The sequence below is a fragment of the Streptomyces sp. NPDC005784 genome (assembly GCF_042871525.1).
Classification (GTDB): domain Bacteria; phylum Actinomycetota; class Actinomycetes; order Streptomycetales; family Streptomycetaceae; genus Streptomyces.
This window is the reverse complement of the sequence record NZ_JBIAIQ010000018.1, coordinates 116832-140807: the sequence shown is the minus strand read 5'-3', so window position 1 is coordinate 140807 and position 23976 is coordinate 116832. Positions and strand designations below refer to the sequence as shown.

At 71.2% G+C, this 23976-nt stretch carries 22 protein-coding genes and 1 pseudogene; 17 read left to right on the top strand and 6 right to left on the bottom strand.

Annotation, left to right across the window (positions count from 1 at the left end; translation table 11 throughout):
* Positions 1-36: 36 nt before the first annotated feature.
* Complete coding sequence (locus tag ACFYR3_RS26520) at positions 37-1563, bottom strand: SDR family oxidoreductase (protein WP_355849370.1); 1527 nt, start codon at positions 1561-1563, stop codon at positions 37-39.
* A gap of 164 nt (positions 1564-1727) precedes the next feature.
* Between ACFYR3_RS26520 and ACFYR3_RS26515 the strand changes: the two genes are divergently transcribed.
* From ACFYR3_RS26515 to ACFYR3_RS26490, 6 genes are all read left to right on the top strand, one after another.
* On the top strand, positions 1728-2249 hold the full coding sequence (locus tag ACFYR3_RS26515) for a MarR family winged helix-turn-helix transcriptional regulator (protein WP_355849367.1): 522 nt from the start codon (positions 1728-1730) through the stop codon (positions 2247-2249).
* A gap of 183 nt (positions 2250-2432) precedes the next feature.
* Positions 2433-4619, top strand: a complete 2187-nt coding sequence (locus ACFYR3_RS26510) for an MMPL family transporter (protein ID WP_389284863.1) — start codon at positions 2433-2435, stop codon at positions 4617-4619.
* Positions 4620-4744: 125 nt separating this feature from the next.
* Positions 4745-4912: a hypothetical protein gene (locus tag ACFYR3_RS26505; protein ID WP_261707043.1), complete on the top strand. Its 168-nt coding sequence runs from the start codon at positions 4745-4747 to the stop codon at positions 4910-4912.
* Between the two features lie 267 nt (positions 4913-5179).
* Positions 5180-5263, top strand: a complete 84-nt coding sequence (locus ACFYR3_RS26500; protein WP_355794513.1) for a putative leader peptide — start codon at positions 5180-5182, stop codon at positions 5261-5263.
* A 304-nt stretch (positions 5264-5567) separates the two neighbouring features.
* Positions 5568-6122, top strand: coding sequence for an NADPH-dependent FMN reductase (gene ssuE / locus ACFYR3_RS26495; RefSeq protein WP_356782956.1), 555 nt, complete (start codon positions 5568-5570; stop codon positions 6120-6122).
* A gap of 87 nt (positions 6123-6209) precedes the next feature.
* Positions 6210-7352, top strand: a complete 1143-nt coding sequence (locus tag ACFYR3_RS26490; protein ID WP_389284862.1) for an LLM class flavin-dependent oxidoreductase — start codon at positions 6210-6212, stop codon at positions 7350-7352.
* Positions 7353-7567: 215 nt separating this feature from the next.
* On the opposite strand, the gene ACFYR3_RS26485 is transcribed toward ACFYR3_RS26490, so the two are convergent.
* Positions 7568-8620, bottom strand: a complete 1053-nt coding sequence (locus ACFYR3_RS26485; RefSeq protein WP_355849355.1) for an acyl-CoA dehydrogenase family protein — start codon at positions 8618-8620, stop codon at positions 7568-7570.
* Positions 8621-8722: 102 nt separating this feature from the next.
* Between ACFYR3_RS26485 and ACFYR3_RS26480 the strand changes: the two genes are divergently transcribed.
* From ACFYR3_RS26480 to ACFYR3_RS26450, 7 genes and pseudogenes are all read left to right on the top strand, one after another.
* Positions 8723-9076 carry a YciI family protein gene (locus tag ACFYR3_RS26480; RefSeq protein WP_355849352.1) on the top strand — a complete coding sequence of 118 codons (354 nt, stop codon included), beginning with the start codon at positions 8723-8725 and terminating at the stop codon, positions 9074-9076.
* A complete protein-coding gene (locus tag ACFYR3_RS26475; protein WP_389284861.1) occupies positions 9076-10275 on the top strand; it encodes an RNA polymerase sigma factor in 1200 nt (399 codons plus the stop codon). The genes ACFYR3_RS26480 and ACFYR3_RS26475 overlap by 1 nt, the downstream gene beginning before the upstream one ends.
* A gap of 134 nt (positions 10276-10409) precedes the next feature.
* Entirely contained in the window at positions 10410-10781 is a 372-nt protein-coding gene (locus tag ACFYR3_RS26470; RefSeq protein WP_355849347.1) for a hypothetical protein, read from the top strand.
* Between the two features lie 67 nt (positions 10782-10848).
* Positions 10849-11115, top strand: a pseudogene (locus tag ACFYR3_RS26465) (hypothetical protein); the annotation flags it as partial.
* A 173-nt stretch (positions 11116-11288) separates the two neighbouring features.
* Positions 11289-12194, top strand: a complete 906-nt coding sequence (locus ACFYR3_RS26460; protein ID WP_389284860.1) for a universal stress protein — start codon at positions 11289-11291, stop codon at positions 12192-12194.
* Between the two features lie 63 nt (positions 12195-12257).
* Positions 12258-13280 (top strand): zinc-dependent alcohol dehydrogenase, encoded by a 1023-nt coding sequence (locus tag ACFYR3_RS26455; protein ID WP_355849342.1) that lies wholly within the window; start codon positions 12258-12260, stop codon positions 13278-13280.
* Positions 13281-13285: 5 nt separating this feature from the next.
* A complete protein-coding gene (locus ACFYR3_RS26450) occupies positions 13286-14173 on the top strand; it encodes a universal stress protein (RefSeq protein WP_355849339.1) in 888 nt (295 codons plus the stop codon).
* Positions 14174-14178: 5 nt separating this feature from the next.
* Here ACFYR3_RS26450 and ppk2 read toward each other — a convergent pair whose 3' ends face one another.
* Positions 14179-14982 (bottom strand): polyphosphate kinase 2, encoded by an 804-nt coding sequence (gene ppk2 / locus ACFYR3_RS26445; protein ID WP_389284859.1) that lies wholly within the window; start codon positions 14980-14982, stop codon positions 14179-14181.
* Positions 14983-15068: 86 nt separating this feature from the next.
* On the opposite strand from ppk2, the gene ACFYR3_RS26440 reads away from it, so the two are divergent.
* Both ACFYR3_RS26440 and ACFYR3_RS26435 read left to right on the top strand, forming a co-directional pair.
* Positions 15069-17453: a phosphoketolase family protein gene (locus ACFYR3_RS26440; RefSeq protein WP_355849333.1), complete on the top strand. Its 2385-nt coding sequence runs from the start codon at positions 15069-15071 to the stop codon at positions 17451-17453.
* Between the two features lie 127 nt (positions 17454-17580).
* The gene (locus ACFYR3_RS26435) at positions 17581-19959 is read left to right on the top strand and encodes a glycoside hydrolase family 65 protein (RefSeq protein WP_389284858.1); all 2379 of its coding nucleotides are present in this window, start codon (positions 17581-17583) and stop codon (positions 19957-19959) included.
* A gap of 141 nt (positions 19960-20100) precedes the next feature.
* On the opposite strand, the gene ACFYR3_RS26430 is transcribed toward ACFYR3_RS26435, so the two are convergent.
* On the bottom strand, positions 20101-20556 hold the full coding sequence (locus ACFYR3_RS26430) for a universal stress protein (RefSeq protein WP_355849327.1): 456 nt from the start codon (positions 20554-20556) through the stop codon (positions 20101-20103).
* A gap of 383 nt (positions 20557-20939) precedes the next feature.
* On the opposite strand from ACFYR3_RS26430, the gene ACFYR3_RS26425 reads away from it, so the two are divergent.
* A complete protein-coding gene (locus ACFYR3_RS26425) occupies positions 20940-21764 on the top strand; it encodes a hypothetical protein (protein WP_389284857.1) in 825 nt (274 codons plus the stop codon).
* A gap of 282 nt (positions 21765-22046) precedes the next feature.
* On the opposite strand, the gene ACFYR3_RS26420 is transcribed toward ACFYR3_RS26425, so the two are convergent.
* The gene (locus tag ACFYR3_RS26420) at positions 22047-22538 is read right to left on the bottom strand and encodes a hypothetical protein (RefSeq protein ID WP_389284856.1); all 492 of its coding nucleotides are present in this window, start codon (positions 22536-22538) and stop codon (positions 22047-22049) included.
* Positions 22535-22861, bottom strand: a complete 327-nt coding sequence (locus ACFYR3_RS26415; protein WP_389284855.1) for a hypothetical protein — start codon at positions 22859-22861, stop codon at positions 22535-22537. The genes ACFYR3_RS26420 and ACFYR3_RS26415 overlap by 4 nt, the downstream gene beginning before the upstream one ends.
* A 225-nt stretch (positions 22862-23086) precedes the next feature.
* Between ACFYR3_RS26415 and ACFYR3_RS26410 the strand changes: the two genes are divergently transcribed.
* A complete protein-coding gene (locus ACFYR3_RS26410; protein ID WP_389284854.1) occupies positions 23087-23425 on the top strand; it encodes a hypothetical protein in 339 nt (112 codons plus the stop codon).
* Positions 23426-23976: the final 551 nt, after the last annotated feature.

The window sequence follows — 23976 nt, the reverse complement described above, 5'->3', positions numbered from 1 at the left end:
GAGCAATCGGGCCGGCCCGTGCGGATGGCTGTCTGGTCAGCGCGTGAGCGCGGGTTCTTCTCGGCCGACGGGAGTGTTCTTGGCGGCCTGCGCGATGTTGCGGGCCATGCCGCCGAACACGACGGAGTGGAACGGCGAGACGCTCCACCAGTACAGCTGGCCGAGCAGCCCGTGCGGATGGAAGAGGGCCCGCTGGCGGTAGCGCGTCCGCCCGTCGTCCGTCACCTCGGAGTACATCTCCAGCCAGGCCAGGCCCGGCAGTCTCATCTCGGCGCGCAGCCGCAGCAGATGCCCCGGCTCGATCTCCTCGACGCGCCAGAAGTCGAGCGAGTCGCCCACCCGCAGCCGGGCCGCGTCCCGGCGCCCGCGCCGCAGCCCCACCCCGCCCACCGCACGGTCCAGCCATCCGCGGACGGCCCAGGCCGGCGGGAGGGAGTACCAGCCGTTCTCGCCGCCGATGCCCTCGATCACCCGCCACAATGCCTCGGGCGACGCGTCCACGGTCAGCTCGCGTTGGTCGGTGTAGAGACTGCCGCCGGCCCAGTCGGGGTCGGTGGGCAGCGGATCGCTGGGCGTGCCGGGATACGAGGCCGACGACCACCGGGTGGTCACCTGGGCGTCGCGCACCCGCTGGAGCGCCAGGGCCACCGCGGCGTCGAACCCGATCGGCCGTCCAGGGGGATCGGGAACGTAGCGGACGATGTCGTGTTCGTGGCACACGACCTCGTGGCGCAGTGACTCGGTGAGCGGGCGGGCGATGGACGCGGGCACCGGGGTGACCAGTCCGACCCAGTGACTGGACAGCCGGGGGGTGAGCACCGGCACCGCGAAGATGAGCCTGCGGGGCAGCCCGGCGATGGTGGCGTACCGCCGCATCATCTCCAGGTACGTGAGGACCTCGGGGCCGCCGATGTCGAAGGCGCGGCTGACCTCGGCCGGCATCCGGGCGCTGCCGACCAGGGTGCGCAGCACATCGCGTACGCCCATCGGCTGGATCCGGGTGTGCACCCAGCTCGGCGTCACCATCACGGGCAGCCGCTCGGTGAGATAGCGCAGCATCTCGAAGGAGGCCGAGCCGGAGCCGATGATCACCGCGGCGCGCAGCACTGTGGTCGGTACACCCGACTCCAGCAGGATGCGCCCCACCTCGGCCCGGGACCTGAGGTGCGGTGACAGCCCGCTCTCCGGTACGCCCGCCGGGGTGAGTCCGCCCAGATAGACGATGCGCCGCACACCCGCCGCGCGGGCCTGCTCGCCGAAGATCCGGGCGGCCCTGCGGTCGGTCTCCTCGAAGTCGTGGCCCGTGCCGAGGGCGTGCACGAGGTAGTACGCGACCTCGCAGCCGCGCATCGCGTCGGCGACGGACGCGGCGTCCATGACGTCTCCGCGGACCACCTCCGCCTCGCCCGCCCAGGGGTAGTCGCGCAGCTTGGCGGGGGAGCGGGCCAGGCAGCGCACCCGATAGCCCTCGGCCAGCAGCTCGGGGACCAGGCGTCCGCCGATGTAGCCGGTGGCACCGGTCACCAGACACCTCGGGCCGGTACGGGCGTCGTCGTCGTTCATGGGTCCTCCGTCGTTCGCCGTCGTCGCCCCCTGGGGGTCCGTCCCCTCCCTGATCCCTCCTGATTCCTTCCACGCGGGCGCCGCCCGCGGATGCGCCGGACGGGACAGTCTGACGGCGGGACGCCCGAACGGGGTAGGCGCCAGGACTTCTATAGGCTGATCAGGTGGCCAGACGAGACGACCGTGACGACCGAACGGGTGAGGCGGACCCCGATGCGGGCCCGGAGCGGGAGCAGGCCGCGGCCACGGATCTCCAGGCCTTCGCGGTTCAGCTGCGCCGCATGAACGGCGAGATCAACCGGCTGATCCACGGCTTCGCGGGGGAACACGGTCTGCACGCCACGGACGTGCAGGCGCTCGCCGCGATCCTCGACGCACCGGAGCCGCTCACACCCGGCCGGCTGCGCGAGCACCTCGGACTCACCTCCGGCGCGGTCACGGCGTGTCTGGACCGGCTCGAACGCGCCGGTCACATACGGCGCGTCCGGGAGAGCCCCGACCGCAGGGTGGTCCACCTCCACTATGTTCCGGACGCCAGGTCGGCCGCGCGCGCCCACTTCCGGCCCCTCGCCGAGGTCACCGCGACCGTGCGGTCCGGCTTCAGCGAGGACGAGCTGTCGGTGGTCCTCCGCTTCCTGACGGCGATGAACGAACAGCTCTCGGGCGTACGGTCCCCCGGGCGCTGAACCCGCCTGCCGGACGGTTCGGGCCGGTTCGATCGGCGCATGCGTCGTCCTGGTCGCCGTCCGGCGCATCCGGGTGGGTGCCCGGGTCCGAAGTCCGGGCGTGGTCTACGATCTGGGCGCGAGATATCTCAATGATTGAGATTGTCATTCATTGAGGCACCTGCACGTGAGATCTGGAGAGCGATGTCCCTCACCCCGCGACGAGCCCTGTGGCTGATCCCCGTCGTCCTGCTCGTCGCCTGGCTCGGCATCGGAGGCACCCTCGGCCCCTATGCCGGCAGGCTCGGCGAGGTCTCCACCAACGACCAGTCCGCCTTCCTGCCGCGCAGCGCCGAATCCACGAAGGTGGTGGCCCAGCAGCGGGCCTTCCGGCAGGCCGGGACGCTGCCCGCGATCGTCGTCTGGACCATGGACGGTGACGGTTCCACGGCCGCGGCCCGGCAGTCCGCCGCGACCGGCGCCCTCACCTCGCTCACCGGCGTCCCGGGCGTGGTGGGCCGGGCGTCACCCGCCCTGCCGTCGCGGGACGGCAAGGCCCTGGGGGGCGTCGTCCAGCTCAGGCCGGACCTCGGCAAGCAGCTGCCCGACGCCGTCGAACGTCTTCGAACCGCCGCCGAACGCGTCCCGGGAACGACCGTACGGATCGCCGGACCGGCGGCCAGTCAGGCAGACCTCGCCGGCGCCTTCTCGGGAATCGACGGACTGCTCCTCGGGGTGGCCCTGGCGACCGTCCTGGTGATTCTGCTGCTCGTCTACCGCAGCGTGCTGCTGCCGTTCCTCATCATCCTCGGGGCGGTGTTCGCGCTCGGTCTGGCCTGCGCCGTCGTCTACGTCCTCGCCGACCACGACGTCGTACGCGTGGACGGTCAGGTGCAGGGAATCCTCTCGATCCTCGTGATCGGCGCCGCGACCGACTACGCCCTCCTGCTGACCGCCCGCTTCCGCGAGGAACTCGCCCTGCGCGCCGACCGGTTCACGGCTGTCCGGGCGGCGCTGCGGCAGTCCTGGGGCGCGATCGTCGCGAGCGCCGGAACCGTCGCACTCGGACTGCTGGCGCTGCTGCTCAGCGACCTGACGAACAACCGGTCACTCGGCCCGGTGGGCGCCATCGGAGTGGTCTGCGCCGTGCTGACTTCGCTCACCTTCCTGCCCGCCGTCCTGATGCTGCTCGGCCGCGCCGCCTACTGGCCGGCCAAGCCCCGCCCGGCGGCCGCCGTACACACCGGTGACGCGCGGACCGGTGCCGTACGGACCGGCGACGCGCGGACGAGCAGCGGCATCTGGAACCGGGTCGCGGACCTGGTGGACCGCGCGCCGCGCAAGGTCTGGGCGATCGCCCTGGCCGGACTCCTCGCCTGCGCCGCCTTCGCGCCCACCCTCACCGCGAAGGGCGTTCCGCTCGACGAACTCTTCGTCAACGACGCGCCGTCCGTCGCCGCCCAGCAGACCCTCGGACGGCACTTCCCCGGCGGCTCCGGGAACCCCGCCGTGATCATCGCGAACGCGGACAGCGTCACGCGGGTCACGGCCGCGGCGCGCGCGACCGACGGTGTCGCGTCGGCCGCCGCGGTGACCGGGTCCGGGCGGCCCGGCGGGGGAGCGCCCCAGGTCGTCGACGGCCGGGTGCGGGTCGACGTCACCATGCGGTCCGCCTCGGACAGCGACGCGGCCAAGGACACCGTCGCACGGCTGCGCGAGGCGGTGCACGCCGTACCGGGCGCCGACGCGCTCGTCGGGGGCTACACGGCCCAGCAGTACGACACCCGGCAGACCGCCGAACACGACCGCACGCTCATCGTGCCGGTGGTCCTCGCCATCATCCTGGTGATACTGATCGGCCTGCTCCGCTCGCTGCTCATGCCGGTGCTCCTGGTGGCCACGGTGGCGCTCAACTTCCTCGCCACTCTGGGGATTTCGTCGCTCGTGTTCCGGCACGGGTTCGGCTTCACGGGCACCGACGCGTCCGTGCCGCTGTACGGCTTCGTGTTCCTGGTGGCCCTCGGCGTCGACTACAACATCTTCCTGATGTCCCGGGTCCGCGAGGAGTCGCTGCGCCACGGGGTGCGCCAGGGTGTGCTGCGCGGACTCGTCGCCACCGGCGGGGTGATCACCTCGGCCGGCGTGGTGCTCGCCGCGACCTTCGCCGCCCTCGGCGTGATCCCGCTGGCCTTCCTGGTGCAGATCGCCTTCATCGTCGCCTTCGGTGTCCTGCTCGACACCCTGGTGGTCCGCTCCTTGCTGGTGCCCGCCCTGGTCCGCGACATCGGCCGCCGCGCCTGGTGGCCGGGGGCGCTGAGCCGCGAGCCCGAAGCCGAGCCCGAGCCGGCGTCCGAGCCCGAGGCCCGCGGGGGCGAGCGCGTCGAGGTATGAGCGGAACGGGCGTTCGCCGTCGACGGTCGGCGAACGGACCTGACATGTCTCGGTGAAACCCGGGCAAGCGCATTCCACGGGACTCGTCGCTCCGGGTCCGACGTCAGAGCTGGAGGTGTGCCGCCATGGGCACAAAGGTGCTGGAACGATTCCCCGCCGGCGCTCCGCGCGGATCCTGGACTGCGGAGGAGTACGCGGCACGACGTCGTACCGAGGGCCTGGCGGCGACGGTCGTGATGGACCTGAAGTCGGACGCCTTCCTCGTGGTCGTTCCGCTCGGGGACGAGGACTGATCGGGGTCAGGGGCTGACGCGGACCACGAGCGGTCAGCCCGGCTCACCGGCTCGCCCTGCCGCCGATCGCGACCGGTGACGCGCCCTTCTCCATGCGACCCCGCGTGAGATCCGGCAGCCGCACAGGGTGGCGGCGTACTCCTCGTCGCGGGCGCGCTCTCATTACAACGGCCCCAGCCGAGCCTCCGGGCAAGACGGCGGTCCGGGATGCGAGATCGGTCTGTCATTCCTTGACTGGCCGGACCGGGGGCTGCGACGATCGGCGGCATGAAGATGCGACTGGACCTCACGCGGCGACGCCACGTCGACCTCGCGCGTGTCTCCAGTTCCTTCTGTTGCCGCGAAGCCTGACGATCCCGACGGCGGGGTCCCCTTCGCACGGGACGGTTCGCCCGCAGTGATTTCCTCTCTGTCGCGATCCAGCGCGCTTCCCCGCCTCTCGCCCGTGTCTCGCTGCCTGAATTCCGGCTGAATTCCCGGACCTCGACGCGTCCTCCAGCGGCCCGCCCTCCTGCCCGCAGTGCGGGCGCAGGGTCCAACTGCCGTACAGGGGACCGGAGTCCGTTCCGGGCGAGCGTGGTCCATGCGCGGAGTCCGACGCGCCCGTCTCCGTACCCCGCCCACCTCTCCGTACCCCGTTCACGAAAGAGGACTCATGGCCACCGTCCTGTCCGTCTCCGGTAGCCCCTCGGTCTCCTCCCGCACTGCCAAACTCCTGCGCCACCTCGATGCCCGGCTCGCCGCGCAGGGTCACGAGGTGATACCCCTCGACGTCCGGACGATCCCGGCCGATGCCTTGCTCGGCGCCGACTTCCAGCACCCCGCCATCGTCGAGGCGACCGAGCTGTTCGCCCGCGCCGACGGGGTGGTCATCGGCACCCCCGTCTACAAGGCCGCCTACTCCGGCGTCCTCAAGGCCCTGCTCGATCTGCTCCCGCAGTACGCCCTGAGCGGGAAGACCGTGCTGCCGTTGGTGACGGGTGGCAGTACCGCCCATGTGCTCGCCCTGGACTATGCCCTCCGTCCGGTCCTCAACTCCATGGGAGCGGCGCACATAGTCCAGGGCTGGTTCACGCTCGACAAGGACATCATCACGGGGCAGGACGGGAGCGTCACCGTGGCGCCGGGCACCGCCGAGGCCCTGGCCCAGGTGGTGGACCAGTTCTCGGCAGCCCTGGGTCGTACACCCCTGCTGGCGGTGGCCGGTTGATGCCATTGGCCCCCAAGTCGTAGCCGCTGAAGCCGAGTCGACAGCCACCGCCGTCGTCGCCCGGCCCCCCGATCGGAGAGCCCCGCCGTGTCCCTCACCTTTCACTGGTTCCTGCCCACCAACGGCGACAGCCGTCATGTCGTCGGCGGCGGTCACGGCACACCCGCCACCGCCTCCGGAGGGGACCGGCCGCCGACGGTCGCCTACTTGAGCCAGATCGCCCGTGCCGCTGAGGACCTGGGGTTCGTGGGTGCCCTCACGCCGACGGGTGCCTGGTGCGAGGACGCGTGGCTGACGACCGCGATGGTCAGTCAGCACACAGAGCGGCTCAAGTTCCTCGTCGCCTTCCGGCCCGGCTTCGTATCGCCCACCCTCGCGGCGCAGATGGCTTCCACCTTCCAGCGCCAGAGCGGCGGACGGCTGCTGCTCAACGTGGTCACCGGCGGCGAGAGCCACGAGCAGCGCGCGTACGGCGACTTCCTCGACAAGGACGCCCGGTACCGCCGTACCGGCGAATTCCTGCGGATCGTCAGGGACTTGTGGGACGGCAGGACCGTGGACCTGTCCGGCGAGCACCTCCGGGTCGAGGACGCCCGGCTCACCCGGGTCCCCGACCCGGTCCCGGAGGTCTACTTCGGTGGCTCCTCACCCGTCGCCGGGGAGGTCGCCGCCCGCCACGCCGACGTCTACCTCACCTGGGGCGAACCACCCGCCCAGGTCGCCGAGAAGATCGCCTGGATCCGCGGGCTCGCGGCCGAGGAGGGGCGGACCGTCCGGTTCGGCATCCGGCTGCACGTCATCACCCGCGACACCTCCGAGCAGGCCTGGGCCGAGGCCCACCGGCTCCTCGACGGCTTCGACCCGGCGACCGTACGGTCCGTGCAGGCGGGGCTCGCCCGCAGCGAGTCGCACGGCCAGCAACGGATGCTCGCGCTGCACGGCGGTGGCCGGGACGGCCTGGAGATCCACCCCAACCTCTGGGCCGGCATCGGTCTGGTGCGCGGCGGAGCGGGCACCGCCATGGTCGGCAGCCACGAGGAGGTGGCCGAGCGGATCAGGGAGTATCACGCCCTGGGCATCGACGAGTTCGTGCTCTCCGGCTATCCGCACCTGGAGGAGGCCTACTGGTTCGGCGAGGGCGTCCTGCCCCGCCTCGCCGCGCGGGGCCTGTGGCAGCATCCGTTCGCGACCCCGCCCGCGCCCGCCGCTCAAGTCCCCTTCACCGGCTGAACGGCCCGGTCGACCGGCGTGGACGGATCGACTCGGGCGGGGAGGTCGACCGGCTGGACCGGCCGACCGGCGTAGACCGGCGAACCGGGCGATCCGAGCGGACCGGGTCACCGGAGCGGACCGGCTCATCCGGGCGATCGGAGCGGACTGGGTTACCGGAGTGGACCGGGTCATTCGGGCGATCCGAACGGACCGGCTCACCGGAGTGGATCGGCTCATCCGGGCGATCCCAGCGAGCCCAGGTGCGCGGCGCGCACCTGGGCCGTCTGCCCCTGCACCAGCAGGAACATCCCCTCGCGCGCCAGCCGTTGCGCCGGGTTGCGCAGGTCCATCGCCCGCCCGCCGCCGGCCACGACCGCCGCCGTCGTGGCCGCCCGCATCACGTCGTACGCCCGTGTCTTGCAGGCCAGCCGCTCGTCGATCCGCTCGGTCGGCACCGGGTGGTCGGCGAGCTCGTACGCCTGGCGTCTGACCTCGTCGAGACGCGCGCGCAGAGTGTCCGCCGTCTCCGTCGCGGAGGGATCGTCCGCCAGCAGGCCGATCGCCGTCGCGGTCACCCCGAACACGGCAGGTGAGGCGTTGGTGTTCTTGGGCCGGTCGGTCACCGCCCAGGATTCGTACGGGGTGCGCAGCGCCACCGCGTCGTCGGGCAGCCACAGCCCGTCCAGCTCCAGCGATACCGTCCGGGACGCGCTGAGCGCGGCGAGCCGCATCGGCGGGGACGGGCGCAGCCCCGGCTGCTCGCGCGCCTCGGTGAACGCGAACAGCGCCTCGTCCGCGTCCGTCACTCCCGCCAGCAGCATGACGTCGTTCAGCCCCCAGCCCGTGTACCAGGGGACCCTCCCGTCGAAGCGCCAGCCACCGCGCTCGCGCGTGACCCGTACCGGGATCCGCGGGTAGGCGCGCAACTGGGCGTACGCGACACCGGACAGCAGCTCCCCGCGCGCGAGCGGACCCAGCAGGCGCTCCCGCACCGGAAGATCACTCCTCGCCAGCGTCGTCACCGGTGTGTGGTGCTGGGTCTGCACGAACCACGTCGAGCAGCACGCCCCGGCCAGGATCTCCGCGGTCTCCCGGACCACCGCGGCGGGCGCCGCCGACCCGCCGTACGCCACCGGGGCGACCGCCCCGAGCAGCCCCGAACGCTTGACCGCCTGGACGCTGCTCGCGGGGATGCCCTCCTGGTCCACGCGCTCCGCCAGGGGCGCCAGCACCTCCGCGGCCAGACCGCGGGCCGCGGTGACGAGCGGATGCGGTGGGACGGTCATCGAAGAATCTCCCCCTGTCGTCGTGGCGTGTGTCGATCCGGCGCCGTCTCGTTCGTGTAGTCAGTGAGACGCCGAGTGAGAGACATCCGAGGAGGACACATCATGAAGTACTACCTGTTGAGCGTGATGCAGCCGCAGGGCGAGCGGCCCGCGCCCGAGGTCCTGGAAGAGATCATGCACAACGTGGAGGTGTTCCACGGGGAGCTGCGCGAGGCCGGTGCCTGGGTATTCGCCGGTGGCCTGCACGGGCTGGACTCGGCCACCGTGCTGCGGGCCCGCGACGGCGACGTCCTGGTCACCGACGGGCCGTACACGGAGAGCAAGGAGTATCTGGGCGGGATCTGTCTGCTCAAGGCGCCCGACCTCGACGCGGCGCTGATGTGGGGGCGCAAGGCGGCGCTGGCGACCACGCTGCCCATCGAGGTACGCCCGTTCATGCACGAGACCGAGGACTGATGGCCGTCGGCGCCGCCGGGATGGAGGCCGTCTTCCGCGCCGAGTACGGCCGGGCGGTCGCCGTCCTGATCCGCTTCCTGGGCGACATCGACCTCGCCGAGGAAGCGGTCCAGGACGCGTTCACCACGGCCGTGGTGAAGTGGCCGGAGACCGGCATACCGCCGAGCCCGGCCGGCTGGATCGTCACCACCGCCCGCAACCGTGCCGTCGACCGGCTGCGCCGTGAGTCCACGCGCGCGGCCCGGCACGCCGAGGCGGCCCGGCTGCACGCCCCGGACGAACCCGTCGAGGAGGGCCCCGTGCGCGACGACCGGCTCCGTCTGATCTTCACCTGCTGCCACCCCGCGCTCGCCACCGAGGCCCAGGTCGCCCTCACGCTACGGCTCCTCGGCGGCCTGACCACCCCGCAGATCGCGCGGGCCTTCCTCGTCCCCGAAACCACCATGGCCCAGCGGATCGTCCGCGCCAAGGCCAAGATCCGCGACGCCGGCATCCCCTACCGCATCCCGCGCGACGCGGACCTGCCGGACCGCGTGAGGGGTGTGCTGGCCGTCGTCTATCTCGTGTTCAACGAGGGATACGGCGGCCGCGAGGACCTCTGCGCCGAGGCCCTGCGTCTCGGACGCCTCCTCGTCGAGCTCATGCCGGACGAGCCCGAGGCGCTCGGCCTGCTCGCGCTCATGCTGCTCGTCGAGGCCCGCCGGCCGGCCCGCGCGACGGCGGACGGTGACCTGGTCCTCCTCGCCGACCAGGACCGTACGCGGTGGGACCGGGACCTGATCACCGAGGGCCAGGCCCTCGTACGCCGCTGTCTGCGCCGCAACCGGCCCGGGCCCTACCAGATCCAGGCCGCGATCAACGCCGTCCATAGCGACGCGCCGACCGCGGCCGCCACGGACTGGGGCCAGATCCGCCGGCTGTACGACCAGCTCATGGAGCTCGCCCCCAGCCCGGTCGTGGCCCTCAACCGCGCCGTCGCCGTGGCCGAGGTCGAGGGACCGCAGACCGCTCTCGCCCTCGTCGAGAAGCTCGACCTGGACGGTTACCACGCCTTCCACGCCGTACGGGCGGATCTGCTGCGCCGGCTCGGACGCCACACCGAGGCGCTACGGGCGTACGACGCGGCCATCACGCTGACCGGGAGCGCGCCGGAACGCGCCCACCTCGAACGGGCCAGAGCGGCCCTCGCCGGGAGCTGACCGCGCGGAGGGTCACCCTGTTCCGTCACTCCGGAACCACGCGGTGAGCCAAATGCTGGACGGTCCTCACCCGAGACCCGCGTCATCCGGCCACAACCGCCCGAGGCAGAGTGACCGGCGGGCAGGATGGCCCCATGACAAAGCTGTCCGTACGCTCGGTCGCTCGTACCTCCTCCGGTTCGGTGCTGTCGCTGTGGTCGCAGGACTCCGTGCTGTCGATCGGCTCGGTGGGGTCGGTGCTGTCCGTGGGGTCCGTCGGTTCGGCCCTGTCGGTCGGCTCGATCGGAAGTGCCCTGTCGGTCGGCTCGATCGGTTCCGCACTGTCACTCATCTCAACCGGTTCGTGGCTGAGTACGGGATCGTTGTTCTCCGCGCAGTCGCGGTGGTCGGTGCTGTCCTGGCGGTCCTCCCGCGGTTTCCTGGCCGCGGGAGCGGTAGGGGCGGCGACCGGAGGTGCCCTGCTGCTGGCCCAGATGCTGCACAAGGCCGGAACGGGCACCGAATAGCCGAACGCGCGCTCGGTCGGCACGCCCACAGCACGAGCTTCAGTCGCCGGCGAAGCACAGGTGACTGCTGCTGGGGCTCGGGCCGGCCCTGATCGGCGGTATCGCGCTGCGCATCTCCGCGGTTGCGGGCACCGTGATGATGGGGCTGACGTGGGTCGCCGAGCGGCCGCCCGCCCGGCACCTGTCCGACGGCTCGCCGAGCATGTCGGTCAACCCGTTCGTCGACCGCCACCTCGCCCACGCCGCCGTCCTGATCGTCCTCGCGCCGGCCTCCGCAGGCGACACCCTGGGGGTCGGCAGGCTCTGGGCCAGGCTCCCGGCCGTCCGCACGAGCCGCCGACCGCGGAGGGGAGGCAGGACCCGTCCGGGGTTCCGCCGCACGGCCGCGCGGCCCGCGTTGGGCCGAACGGCCCCCACCGGGGACCTGCGGCCCCTGCCCCACCCGACCGTTTCGGCACGACGCTGGAACCGGACCCGGATCGGACCCCGAATCAGGAGATGGACACCATGCCCCGCACTGTCACCGTAGGCCTCGACGGTTCTCCCGAGAGCCTCGCCGCCGCCGAATGGGCCGCCCGCGAGGCGCGGTTGCGCGCCGTGCCGGTCAGGCTGGTCAACGTATGGGAACCGGCCCCGGACCCCATGGCCCAGGCACCGCTGCTCGGCGCCGAGACCCACCAGCACTGGAGCGAGCGGATCCCGCGCGAGGCGGCCGAAGGGATACGGGCGCGCCACCCGGGAGTCGACGTCTCCACCGAGCAGCTCACCGGCCGGCCCGCCGAGGTCCTGCTGAAGGCCGCGGACGACGCCGAAATACTTGTCCTCGGCACCCGTGGGCTCAGCGGCGTGGGCGGTTTCATGGTCGGCTCCGTCGGCCTGGCCGTCGCGGCGCACTCCGGGCGCCCCGTCGTCTTCGTACGCGCCGGTGAACAGGCCGCTGACGAGCACCTCATGGATCCGACGGGCATCCCGTCCGCCGTCGCGCCCTTCCACCCCGTCGTGCTCGGGCTCGACACCAGCGGCCCGGACGACGCGCTGATCGGCTTCGCCTTCGAGGCGGCCCTCCTGCGCGCCACGGCGCTGCGGGTCGTGCACTCCTGGAACGAGCCGCCCTACATCGCCTACGGGCTGCCCCCCGACATCAAGATGAACGCCCGGCTGGCCGCCGAGGACGCCGCCGCCATGACGGACGCACTACGGCCCTGGCGCGAGAAGTACCCGACCGTGGAGATCATCGAGGACTCCCTGTCCGGAAAGCCGGCCAACCACCTCGTCGACGCCTCCCGGGAGGCCTCCCTCGTCGTCGTGGGCCGCCGCGTCCGCCATGCCGCGCTCGGCGCCCACCTCGGGCCCGTCACGCACGCCGTGCTCCACCACTCCACCGCCCCCGTCGCCGTCGTACCGCACCCCTGATCACCAAGGACCGCCCGCGGCCGTGTGGTGTCCGGGGCTCGATCGCGCAAGGAGAGACATCCCATGAGAGCAGCAGTCGTACGAGCGTTCGGTGAACCGCTGGTCATCGAGGAGCGCCCGGACCCCGAGCCCGGCCCCGGCCAGGTCCGCGTCCGGGTGGAGGCCTCCGGGCTGTGCCACACCGACATCCACGCCGCCAACGGCGACTGGCCGGTCAAGCCGAGCCCACCGTTCGTTCCCGGACACGAGGGCGTCGGTCTGGTCGAGGCGCTGGGCGACGGCGTCACCCATCTCGCTCTGGGCCAGCGGGTCGCCGTGCCCTGGCTGGGCAGCGCGTGCGGACGGTGCGAGCACTGCCTCTCCGGCTGGGAGACGCTGTGCGAGCAGCAGATCAACACCGGCTACGGGTGCGACGGCGGCTACGCGGAGAAGATGCTCGCCTGGGCCGACTTCGCCCAGCCGGTGCCCGAAGGGATCTCCGCGCTCGACGCGGCCCCGCTCACCTGTGCCGGCGTGACCACGTACAAGGCGCTGAAGGTCGCCGAAGTCCGGCCGAGCCAGCTGGTCGCCATCTCCGGGGTGGGCGGACTCGGCCACCTGGCCCTGCAGTACGCGAAGATCGCCGGGGCCACCGTGGCGGCGATCGACGTCACCGACGACAAACTCGAACTCGCCGCGGAACTCGGCGCCGACATCGTGATCGACGCCCGCAAGGAGGACCCGGGCGAGGTCCTCAAGAGCCACGGCGGCGCGCACGCCGCGCTCGCCCTCGCGGTGAACGAGGACGCCTTCTCCGCGGTGTACAAGGGCCTGCGGCGCGGTGGGAAGCTCGTCCTGGTCGCGATGCCGGCGCACGGCACCATCCCGGTCCCGATCTTCGAGACCGTGCTGAACGGGACCTCCGTGATCGGCTCCATCGTCGGGACCCGGCAGGATCTGGCCGAGGTCTTCGACCTGCACGCCGCGGGCCGGACGCGGGTCATCCGAGAGTCCCGGCCCCTCGCCTCCGTCAACGAGTCCATCGACGACGTGCTGCACGGCCGGATCCAGGCCCGGATCGTCTTCGACTTCGGCGAAGGGAGCTGACCGCCGTGGAGCTGCCCCTCGTCGTGGGCGTCGACGGGTCCGAGCCCGGAATGCGCGCCGTGGACTGGGCCACGGACGAGGCCGCCCTGCGCGGTCTGCCGCTGCGCCTGGTGTACGCCTCGCTCTGGGAACGCTACGAAGGAGCCGCCCTCGCCGAGGGGCTGGGCAGGTCCTCCGAGCAGATCATGGCCGACACCGTCGTGGAGGCCGCCGCCGAGCGCGCCCGGCGGCGCGACGCCGCGGTGCGGGTCACCACCGAGGTGGTGCCCGACGACGCGGTGGGCGCGCTGCTCCGGGAGGGCCTGAACGCCACCGCGCTGGTGCTCGGGTCGCGGGGCCGCGGCGGTATCGCCGAAAGACTCCTCGGGTCGGTGAGCCTCACGGTCGCCGCCCGTGCCCACTGCCCGGTGATCGTGCTGCGCGGCAGCCACGACAACCAGGCCAGGGACAGCCGGTACCGGCGGGTCGTCCTCGGGGTCGGGGACCCCGCGCACGGCTCGGCCGCCGCCCGCTTCGCCTTCCGGGAGGCGGCCGAACGCGGGGTCGCGCTGGAGGCCGTACGGGCCTGGCGGTGGCCTGCCCACGAGTCGGTCGATCACCCGCTGATGGCGGGCGAGCCCGCCCGGTTGCACGAACAGCGGGCGGTGGAGGTGCTGGACAAGGCGCTGAGCGGCGCGGCCGAGGAGTATCCGGCCGTGGACGTGCGCCGGCGCACCGTCGAGGGGACCGCCCGTACGGTGCTGCTGGACGCCTCCACCGAGGCCGATCTGCTCGTCGTCGGGGTCCGGCGGCACGACAGCCACGGGCACATCGGGATGCAGCTCGGCCGGGTCGCCCACGCCGCCCTGCACCACGCGGCCTGCCCCGTCGCCGTCGTACCCCAGCGGGTATGAGCGCCTTAGAGGCTCGCCGCGTGATCGGGGACGTACGTCTGCAGATCGCGCGGCGGGCGGACGTAACCGGTCGACGGCGGCCGATCGGGCAGTTCCAGAACCGGCGGCGGCACCTCGTGGTAGGGAACGGAGGAGAGCAGATGGGCGATCATGTTCAGCCGGGCGCGCCGCTTGTCATCGCTCTCGACCACGAACCACGGCGCCTCCGAGATGTCCGTGTGCACCAGCATCTCGTCCTTCGCCCGGGAGTACGCCTCCCAACGGGTGATCGACTCCAGGTCCATGGGGGAGAGCTTCCAGCGCCGCGTCGGGTCCTTCAGCCGGCGCCGGAACCGCTTCTGCTGCTCCGCGTCGCTCACCGAGAACCAGTACTTGCGCAGCAGCACACCCTCCTCGACCAGCATGCGCTCGAAGATCGGGCACTGCCGCAGGAAGAGCTGGTGCTCCTCCTTCGTGCAGAAGCCCATGACCTGCTCGACCCCGGCGCGGTTGTACCAGCTCCGGTCGAACAGCACGATCTCCCCGGCCGCCGGAAGATGCTCCACGTACCGCTGGAAGTACCACTGCGTGCGCTCGCGCTCGGTCGGCTTGGGCAGCGCCACGATCTGTGCGACGCGCGGGTTCAGATGTTCCGCCACCCGCTTGATCGTGCCGCCTTTGCCCGCGGCGTCCCGGCCCTCGAAGACCACCACCACACGGGCGCCCTCGGTCCGCACCCACTCCTGAAGCTTCACCAGCTCCGTCTGCAGACGCAGCAGCTCCCGCTCGTACGCCGCAAGCGGCACCTTCGTCGGCTTCTTGTCGGCCATGCCGCCTCCTCCGCTCGATGACGCCTCCCGCGAAGCGTTCCGATGACCCGCCTCGCCGACGTACCCCGATGACTTACGGAGTCACCATGCCCAAGGTCGAACACCAGGACAGCACCGTACTGACCGACGACGAACTGCGCACCCTGGACGCCCACTGGCGGGCCGCCAACTACCTTGCCGTGGGCCAGATCTATCTGCTGGCCAACCCGCTGCTCACCGACCCTCTGACCCCGGCGCACATCAAGCCCCGGCTGCTCGGCCACTGGGGTACCTCGCCCGGCCTCAACCTGGTCCACACCCACCTCAACCGCGTCATCAAGGCGCGCGGCCAGGACGCGCTGTGCGTCTGGGGCCCCGGGCACGGCGGCCCGGCCGTACTGGCGAACTCCTGGCTGGAGGGCACCTACAGCCAGACGTATCCCACCGTGTCCCGCGACGCCGAAGGCATGGGGAAACTGTTCCGGCAGTTCTCCTTCCCCGGCGGTGTGCCCAGCCATGTCGCTCCCGAGACGCCCGGCTCCATCCACGAGGGCGGCGAGCTCGGCTACTCCCTCGCCCACGCCTACGGCGCCGCCTTCGACAACCCGGACCTGCTCGTCGCCTGTGTGATCGGCGACGGCGAGGCGGAGACGGGACCGCTCGCCGCGTCCTGGCACTCCAACAAGTTCCTCGACCCCGTCCACGACGGCGCCGTCCTGCCGATCCTGCACCTCAACGGCTACAAGATCGCCAACCCGACGGTGCTCTCCCGGCTCCCGGAGGCCGAACTCGACGAACTGCTGCGCGGCTACGGCCACGACCCGATCCATGTGACCGGCGACGACCCGATGCAGGTGCACCGCGCCATGGCCGCCGCGTTCGACGACGCCCTGGACCGGATCGCGCTGATCCAGCGCACCGCCCGCGAGGAGGGCGTGGCCGAACGGGCCCGCTGGCCCATGATCGTGCTGCGCACCCCGAAGGGCTGGACCGGCCCCGCGGAGGTCGACGGCCTGCCCGTCGAAGGCACCTGGCGCGCCCACCAGGTTCCCCTGGCCGCAGTACGCGAAAACCCGGAACACCTGCGGCAGTTGGAGACCTGGCTGCGCTCGTACCGCCCCGAGGAGCTCTTCGACGCCGAGGGACGGCCGGTGGCCGACGTACTGGCCTGCGTACCCGACGGCGCCCGGCGCCTCGGCGCCACCCCGCACGCCAACGGCGGCCTCCTCGTCCGCGATCTGCCGCTCCCGCCCCTGGAGCGCTTCGCCGTCCCCGTCGACAAGCCGGGCGCCACCCAGCACGAGCCGACCCGGGTCCTGGGCGACCTCCTCGAACACGTCATGCGGGAGACCTCGGAGCGCCGCGACTTCCGGCTGGTCGGCCCCGACGAGACGGCCTCCAACCGCCTCGACGCCGTCTTCGACGCCAGCGGCAAGGCCTGGCAGGCGCAGACCCTGCCGGTGGACGAACACCTGGACCGGCACGGCCGCGTCATGGAGATCCTCTCCGAACACCTCTGCCAGGGCTGGCTGGAGGGCTACACCCTCACCGGCCGGCACGGTCTGTTCTCCTGCTACGAGGCGTTCGTGCACATCGTCGACTCCATGGTCAACCAGCACATCAAGTGGCTGAGGACGTCACGCGAACTGCCCTGGCGCGCCCCGATCGCCAGCCTCAACTACCTGCTCACCTCCCATGTATGGCGCCAGGACCACAACGGCTTCTCCCACCAGGACCCCGGCTTCGTCGACCACGTCCTCAACAAGAGCCCCGAGGTCGTGCGCGTCTACCTCCCGCCGGACGCCAACACCCTGCTGTCCGTGGCGGATCACGTACTGCGCAGCCGCGACTACGTGAACGTCGTCGTCGCCGGCAAACAGCCCAGCTTCGACTGGCTGTCCATGGACCAGGCCCGCGCCCACTGCGCCCGCGGTGCCGGCATCTGGGACTGGGCGGGATCGGTCGGCGGGGACCGCGACCCCGACGTCGTCCTCGCCTGCGCCGGCGACGTACCCACCCAGGAGATCCTGGCCGCCGCCGACCTGCTGCGCCGCCATCTGCCCGAGCTCGCCGTCCGGGTCGTCAACGTCGTCGACATGACCCGGCTGCTTCCCCGCGCGGAGCACCCGCACGGGATGAACGACTTCGAGTACGACGGGCTGTTCACCACGGACAAGCCGGTGATCTTCGCGTACCACGGCTATCCCTGGCTCATCCACCGCCTCGCCTACCGTCGCACCGGCCACCAGAACCTCCATGTACGCGGCTACAAGGAGATGGGCACCACCACGACCCCCTTCGACATGGTCGTCCGCAACGACATGGACCGCTTCCGCCTCGTCATGGACGTCATCGACCGCGTCCCCGGCCTCGGTGTCCGCGCCGCCGCCGTCCGCCAGAAGATGGCCGACGCCCGCTCCCGCCACCACGACTGGATCCGCGAGCACGGCACAGACCTCCCCGAGGTCACGGACTGGACCTGGACCGGCTGAGGACCCCGCACCGCAAAGGAGTGCAGGTCATGACCGTGCGCGTCAGCCGCTGTCGCCCACGGGAGCGGCCCGCCGTCCCCGCGCGTGCCGGGGGGACGGCGGGCCGCCCGTACCGCAGGATGGAGGCATGCGCGACGGCACCTGGGAGTACGAAGGCTACGACCCGGCGCAGGAACGCCTGCGCGAGTCGCTGTGCACCCTCGGAAACGGGTACTTCGCGACCCGGGGCGCCGCCCCGGAGTGCGCCGCGGACCCCGTCCACTACCCGGGCACGTACGTGGCGGGCTGCTACAACCGCCTGACCTCGGAGGTGGTCGGCCACCGGGTCGAGAACGAGGACATGGTCAACCTCCCCAACTGGCTGCCGCTCCGGATGCGGACCGCCACCGGGACCTGGCTCACCCCCGACTCCCACCGGCTGCTCGACCACCGGCTGTGCCTCGACCTGGACGCGGGCACCCTGGAACGCACCGCGCGCTACGAGGACGAGGAGGGCCGACGCCTCGCCGTGCGGCAGTTGCGCCTGGTCCACATGGCCGATCCCCACCTCGCACTGCTGCGCACGGAGGTGACGGCCGAGGGCTGGTCCGGCCCGGTCGAGATCGAGTCGGCGCTAGACGGGACGGTCACCAACAGCGGAGTCGAACGCTACCGTTCCCTCGCCTCCCGCCACCTCACGGACGCCCGGACCGGCACCAGCGCACCGGACACCGTCTGGCTGCGCTGCCGCACGGTCACCTCGGAGATCGGCATCGGGCTGGCCGCCCGGACCGTCACGGACGCACCCGCCGGGACCACGGACGCGCACACCCCCGGACGCGCCGCACAACTGCTCCGGATGACGCTGACCGACGGCCGGACGGTGACCGTGGACAAGACGGTCGCCCTGCACACCTCCCGCGATCCGGCGATCAAGGACCCGCTGGACGCGGCCGTCGACCGGGTCGGCCGGGCCGCGGACTTCGAGACGCTGCTGGACACCCACCGAACGGCGTGGCAGCAGCTGTGGCGCAACGCCGAACTGGACGTGCCGAACAGCGTGGGACCGATCCTGCGCCTGCACCTGTTTCACGTGCTTCAGACGCTCTCCCCGCACACCGCCGAGCTGGACGTCGGGGTCCCGGCCCGCGGCCTGCACGGCGAGGCGTATCGGGGACACGTGTTCTGGGACGAGCTGTTCGTGCTGCCGTATCTGAACCTCCACTTCCCCGAGGTCTCCCGCGCCCTGCTCACCTATCGCCACCGGCGTCTGGAGCGGGCCCGCCGAGCGGCCCAGGACGCCGGTCGCACCGGCGCGATGTACCCCTGGCAGAGCGGCAGCGACGGACGGGAGGAGACCCAGCAACTGCACCTCAACCCACGCTCCGGGCGCTGGCTGCCCGACCACTCGAGGCTCCAGCATCACGTGGGATCGGCGATCGCCTACAACGTGTGGCAGTACTGCGAGGCGAGCGGCGACACCGAGTTCCTGCATACCAAGGGCATCGAGATGCTCGTGCAGATCGCCCGTTTCTGGGCCGGCTCCGCCGAGTACGACGCCACGCTCGGCCGCTACCGGATCCGCGGTGTCGTCGGACCCGACGAGTACCACGACGCCTACCCGGGCGCCGACAGACCCGGGCTCGACGACAACGCGTACACCAACGTCACGGCCGCCTGGGTGCTCGCCCGCACCCTCGACGTGCTCGGCGAGCTGCCCGAACTCGTCCGCCGGGACCTCGCCGAGCGGACCGGCCTCGATTCCGCCGAACTCGACCTCTGGCGCGCCGTGTCGAGCGCACTGCACGTACCCTTCCACGCCGGCGTCATCAGCCAGTTCGAGGGCTACGGCGACCTCGCGGAGCTGGACTGGGCGGGCTACCGCGAACGGTACGGCGACACCCGGCGGCTCGACCGGATCCTGGAGGCCGAGGGCGACAGCGTCAACCGCTACCAGGCGTCGAAGCAGGCGGACGTCCTGATGCTCGGCTATCTCTTCTCGCCCGCCGAACTCGGCGGCCTGTTCCGCCGGCTCGGGTACGAGGTCGACGACACCCTCTGGCGGCGCACCGTCGACCACTACCTGAGCCGTACGAGCCATGGTTCGACACTGAGCAGCCTGGTGCACGGCTGGGTGCTGGGCCGGGCGCGGCGCTCCGAGGCCTGGACGTACATTCACGAGGCCCTGCGGGGCGACATCGCCGACGTGCAGGGCGGCACCTCGGGGGAGGGCATCCACCTGGGCGCCATGGCGGGCACCCTCGATCTCGTCCAGCGCGGTCTGACCGGCCTCGAGACCCGCGGCGGAGCGCTGCGGCTCGACCCGGTCCCGCTGCCGGAGCTGTCCGAGTACGGCTTCGCGATCCGCTACCGGGGCCATCGGGGCGTACAACTGCACCTGAACGCAGGAAGGTTGAGAGTCAGCGTACCGACCTCGGACGAACCTCCGATCGACATCACCCTGGCCGATCGCACCGTCTCGGTGGCTCCGGGCGAGACCTGCACGCTCACTCTGCCGGAGGGGTGACGGTGGCCGGTGGCTGGCCGGGTGCCGGCCACTGGTAGCCGGTTGCCGCCGGCCTGACTCGTGAGTCGTGAGTCGTTACTCGTTACTCGTTACTCGTGACGCGTGAACCGGTGACCGGGCAATCGGCCACGGTCGGCGCTGTCAGTGCGGGACCACTGTCACCGGGCACATCGTGCGGCCCAGCACGGCCGTGAGTGTGGGCCCGAGTGCCGTGCCGCCGCGGCCGAGGACCAGGAGCCCGGCCGAGTCGGAGGCGTGGACGAGGGCGGTCGCCGGGCTCTGGAGCCGGACGTCCTCGTACACACGCACCCGCGGATACGCCTCCCGCCACGGCCGGAGCGCGTCAGCCAGCAACTGGACCTCCTGGTCCTCCCAGGCACCCCTGTCCTCCTCGGGCGGCGCGAACGGCAGGGACGGTCCGGCGGGGGTGGGGAGGTGCCAGGCGTGGACGGCGTGCAGCGGCGCGCCACGCCGCACCGCGGCCTCGAAGGCGAAGCCGGTGACGGCGTCGCACGGACGTCGGGCGTCGATACCGAGCACCACCGGCCGGAGCCCCTCGGACCCGGGGCCGTGACCGGCAACGATCCTCTGCGCCATGGCAGTTCACCCTTCGTCGTCCGTACGGGAAGCAACACCCGTACGGGAGGCAACACCGATAAGCCTGCGGGTCCGTGTGGTCCTCTTCGGCGGCCAGTCGCACGGCCTCCTGCGCTCGGTGCGGGGCGACCGAACAGCCCACGTACATGGTCCGGCGGTCCTGCAGCCTGTTGTCCCTGTCGGTGCGTCGCCAACACAGGTGCTCGCCGGCGGGAGTCGCCCCAACTCCGGACACAGCGTCGCTATGAGGTCGCCCGGTCCACGCCGAGGATCGTGCCACAGGGGCGCCCCCTGCCACACCACTCCAGTTGATCACGGTTGCGCCATATCGCTTGGCACGAGCAGCGGCCCGATCAATGATCTGGTGTACCTCGGGAGGAATCATGATCGGCAGACAACTGAGTCTGTTCGCTGCGGCTGTGGCATTAGCAAGCACTCTCACGGCGTGTGCTTCGTCGACGCCATCGGCCACCGGCACCAGCACCAGCAGTGGATCGGAAAGGCCGAGCGCCACCGCCCTGACATCGCCGCCGGGCACTCCGGCATCAGCGTCAGCGATCCGGTCGCTGCCCCTGGCCCGGCTCAAGGCGGGACTGCTCCGCGCCACGGACCCGCCACACGGCCCCTTCACGACAGACGACGCCATGGGCAGCAACCCCGGCGGGATCTACAGCGAGCGTCACAGCTCGATCAGCGACCAGCCGCCCGTCGACGGCCCGTTCGGAATCATCCTGAACGCGGACACACAACGGTGTTCGCGGCTGCTCAACGCGATCGGTTACGGGAAGAAGGCACCCGCGGCTGATGCCTATGCCGGGATCGGCCTGATCGGGTCCGATCGTGTGACCTTGATAACCGAGATCGTGGCCGGCTACCCGCGAGGCGTCGCTGCCAGGATCGTGTCCGATGTGGCGACCGCCCGCTCGACATGCCAGACCGTCTACAGCAAGCGGGCAACCGGCACGGTGGCATCCGAACCCCGGTCCCTCACCGTTCCGGGAGTGGGCGACGCGAGCGCAGGAATCGAGTGGTCCATGGGCAGCGCGGTCGGCTCGTCCGACAATGTGCTGGCCGTGGCTCAGGTCGGAAACAACGTGGTTGAGATCCAGGGCGTGCTGATCGCATCGACCAGCACGGTCAAGTTCGATCGAACGATGCTGAACCAAACATTGGCCAAGGCCGTCGCAAGACTCCAAGCCGCGGGCTGACTCTGCATAGGACGGTCAGCCTGCTGGGGGAGCAGTAGTCGCTGATCCGTCGAAGGGAGACCCCCTACCGGCATCGGCATCGGCAAGGGCGCACTAGGATTCGAACCTGCAACGTTCTGATCCGTAGCTCCAGCGAGATTGGTCGGCGACGGCCATTCCGGCCGCTACCAGGCTCCGAAAGGACACCACCGGATGGAGACGGTTGCTGGGGCGCTGTAGTTCGCTGCTGTACGGCTGAACGCCGCCCAGCAGCGATGCTGGGCGGCGCACTGTATGCCTGGATCAGATTGCGTCTATCTGCCAGGCAATCATGCCGGTAGATCCCTTGGCCCCGTCGGCATCGATGTGTACTGGCTTGTGCATCGTGATCCGTTGCTGGACCACTGACTGATCACACGGCACCCTGGTCTCTGTACCAGCGCTCGCCGGTACGAATGTCAACTGGGCGCTGCCGCTCCCGAAGCAAACCAGGTTGAGCCGGTATGTCTTGCCTTCGCTCAGGGTGGGCTCAGTGTGGATTCCGTCGTTTACCCGCTCGACTCCGGCCTCGACCATCTTCCCGCTGTGGACAGCGGCCAGGGCCGCCTTGGCCTGCTCGGTGAGCTTCTTCTCGGAGGACCCGGTTGCCGTCCGAGACTCGCTCGACGCGGACGGCGACGGCGGAGCACTGACGGCCTCCCCCTCACCGCTGCCGGAGGTGCATGAGGCAAGCAGGAATGCCGACGCTGCCACGGCGCACGCGGCAAGGTAAGCCCGGGGATTCGAATAGGTCATGACGAGGTCTCCCAGTACTTCCATCCAGTCTCTGACGTCGGCAGTGTCGCGGTCCCGTGACCGAGTTCCTCGACTCCGCAGGATCCAACACGTCGGTACTTCTTCCAGGCGACCTTGTACCCCCACGAGCCGTACTGCATGTGTCCGTACCTATTGTGGCGTACTTCGTGGGAGTAGCCGTGTCCCGTGGTGACGGTCGTGCTTCCGCCGACGTGCACGCTCACCGAGGTCTTGGCCTTGGCGATGATGGCGTTCGTTTGGAATTCGATCGTGCCGGTTACGTCCACACTGATCGTGGCGGCCTTGGTGACCGATACGTTCATCGTGCCGCCGGGACCATCCCTGACAACGGGTATGCGAAGCGGATCGTGCTGGAGGAGGCAGAGGCGAAGAGCCCGGACCGGCGCCGGAGGGCATCGGAACTCGCGGTGAAACTGGGGCTGCTGGCGGCATGAGCGAGGGGGCACAAACTGTGCCCCTGCTTCTGCCGAGCCGCTTCTACGGTCACGTGCGTGAGGCGGATCACCGTGACCACGGAGACGTAACCCATGGCACCCACGACCAGCGCGAGCACCGCCGAGGCCCTCGCCGTACTGCAGTTACCCAACCTCGCCGCGCTCACCGAGCAGCAGATGAGCGGTCAGGCCTGCGCGTGGGATGCAGTGCCCCTCTCCGGGGTCCCTGCCGTCGACCTCGGCACGCAGACGACGACGCGCGCAGGCCATCCTGCCCGCTGGTTCCCGCGCGGGTGCCCGCCCTGCGTCGCCAAGGAGGCATACCGCGCGCTACTGGACCATGCGTCGGTGTGTGAGCAGTGCGCCGACGAGGCCGCGCGCTGCGAGCTAGGGCGCGGTCTGTACCGGCTCATGCGGGAGAACCGCCGATGACGCCGCGCCAGACCGCGGACGCCGCCCTCGAGGAGAAGTCGTTGTCGGCCGGCCGTGCGGTCGGCTACTACTGGGAGCGGAATCCTCACGGGCAAGGCCGCTGCACACTGCCACTCGCCTGGGAGCGGACACCGGGACGCGTACGCCCGCACTACGTGGCAGTAGGCCCCGGACCCAGCGCAGACGGCGTGCCGGGCACGGGTCGAGCGGCCGCGTTCGTCCCCCTGCGGAGGCGGCCACTCAGCGCACGAGGCCGACGAGCGGGGTGTCGAGGGCGTCGGTGATGCGGAACAGGGTGTCCAGCGCGTTCTTACGCCGTGCCCTGCACGTTCACGGTGATCGTTTAGGGGATTTCAGGGGGCGCGCCTCGCCAGTAAACGGGTGTAGTGAGGGTGTAGTCAGTGCGTAACCAGACCGTGCGGCGCGGGCAAGAAAGGCCCCGGGCCCTCCCTGACCTGGGAGTTCCGGGGCCTACCTGCTGGTCAACCTGGTGGGCGCGGACGGTTTCGAACCGCCGACATCCGCCTTGTAAGGGCGGCTGTGTGAGGCAA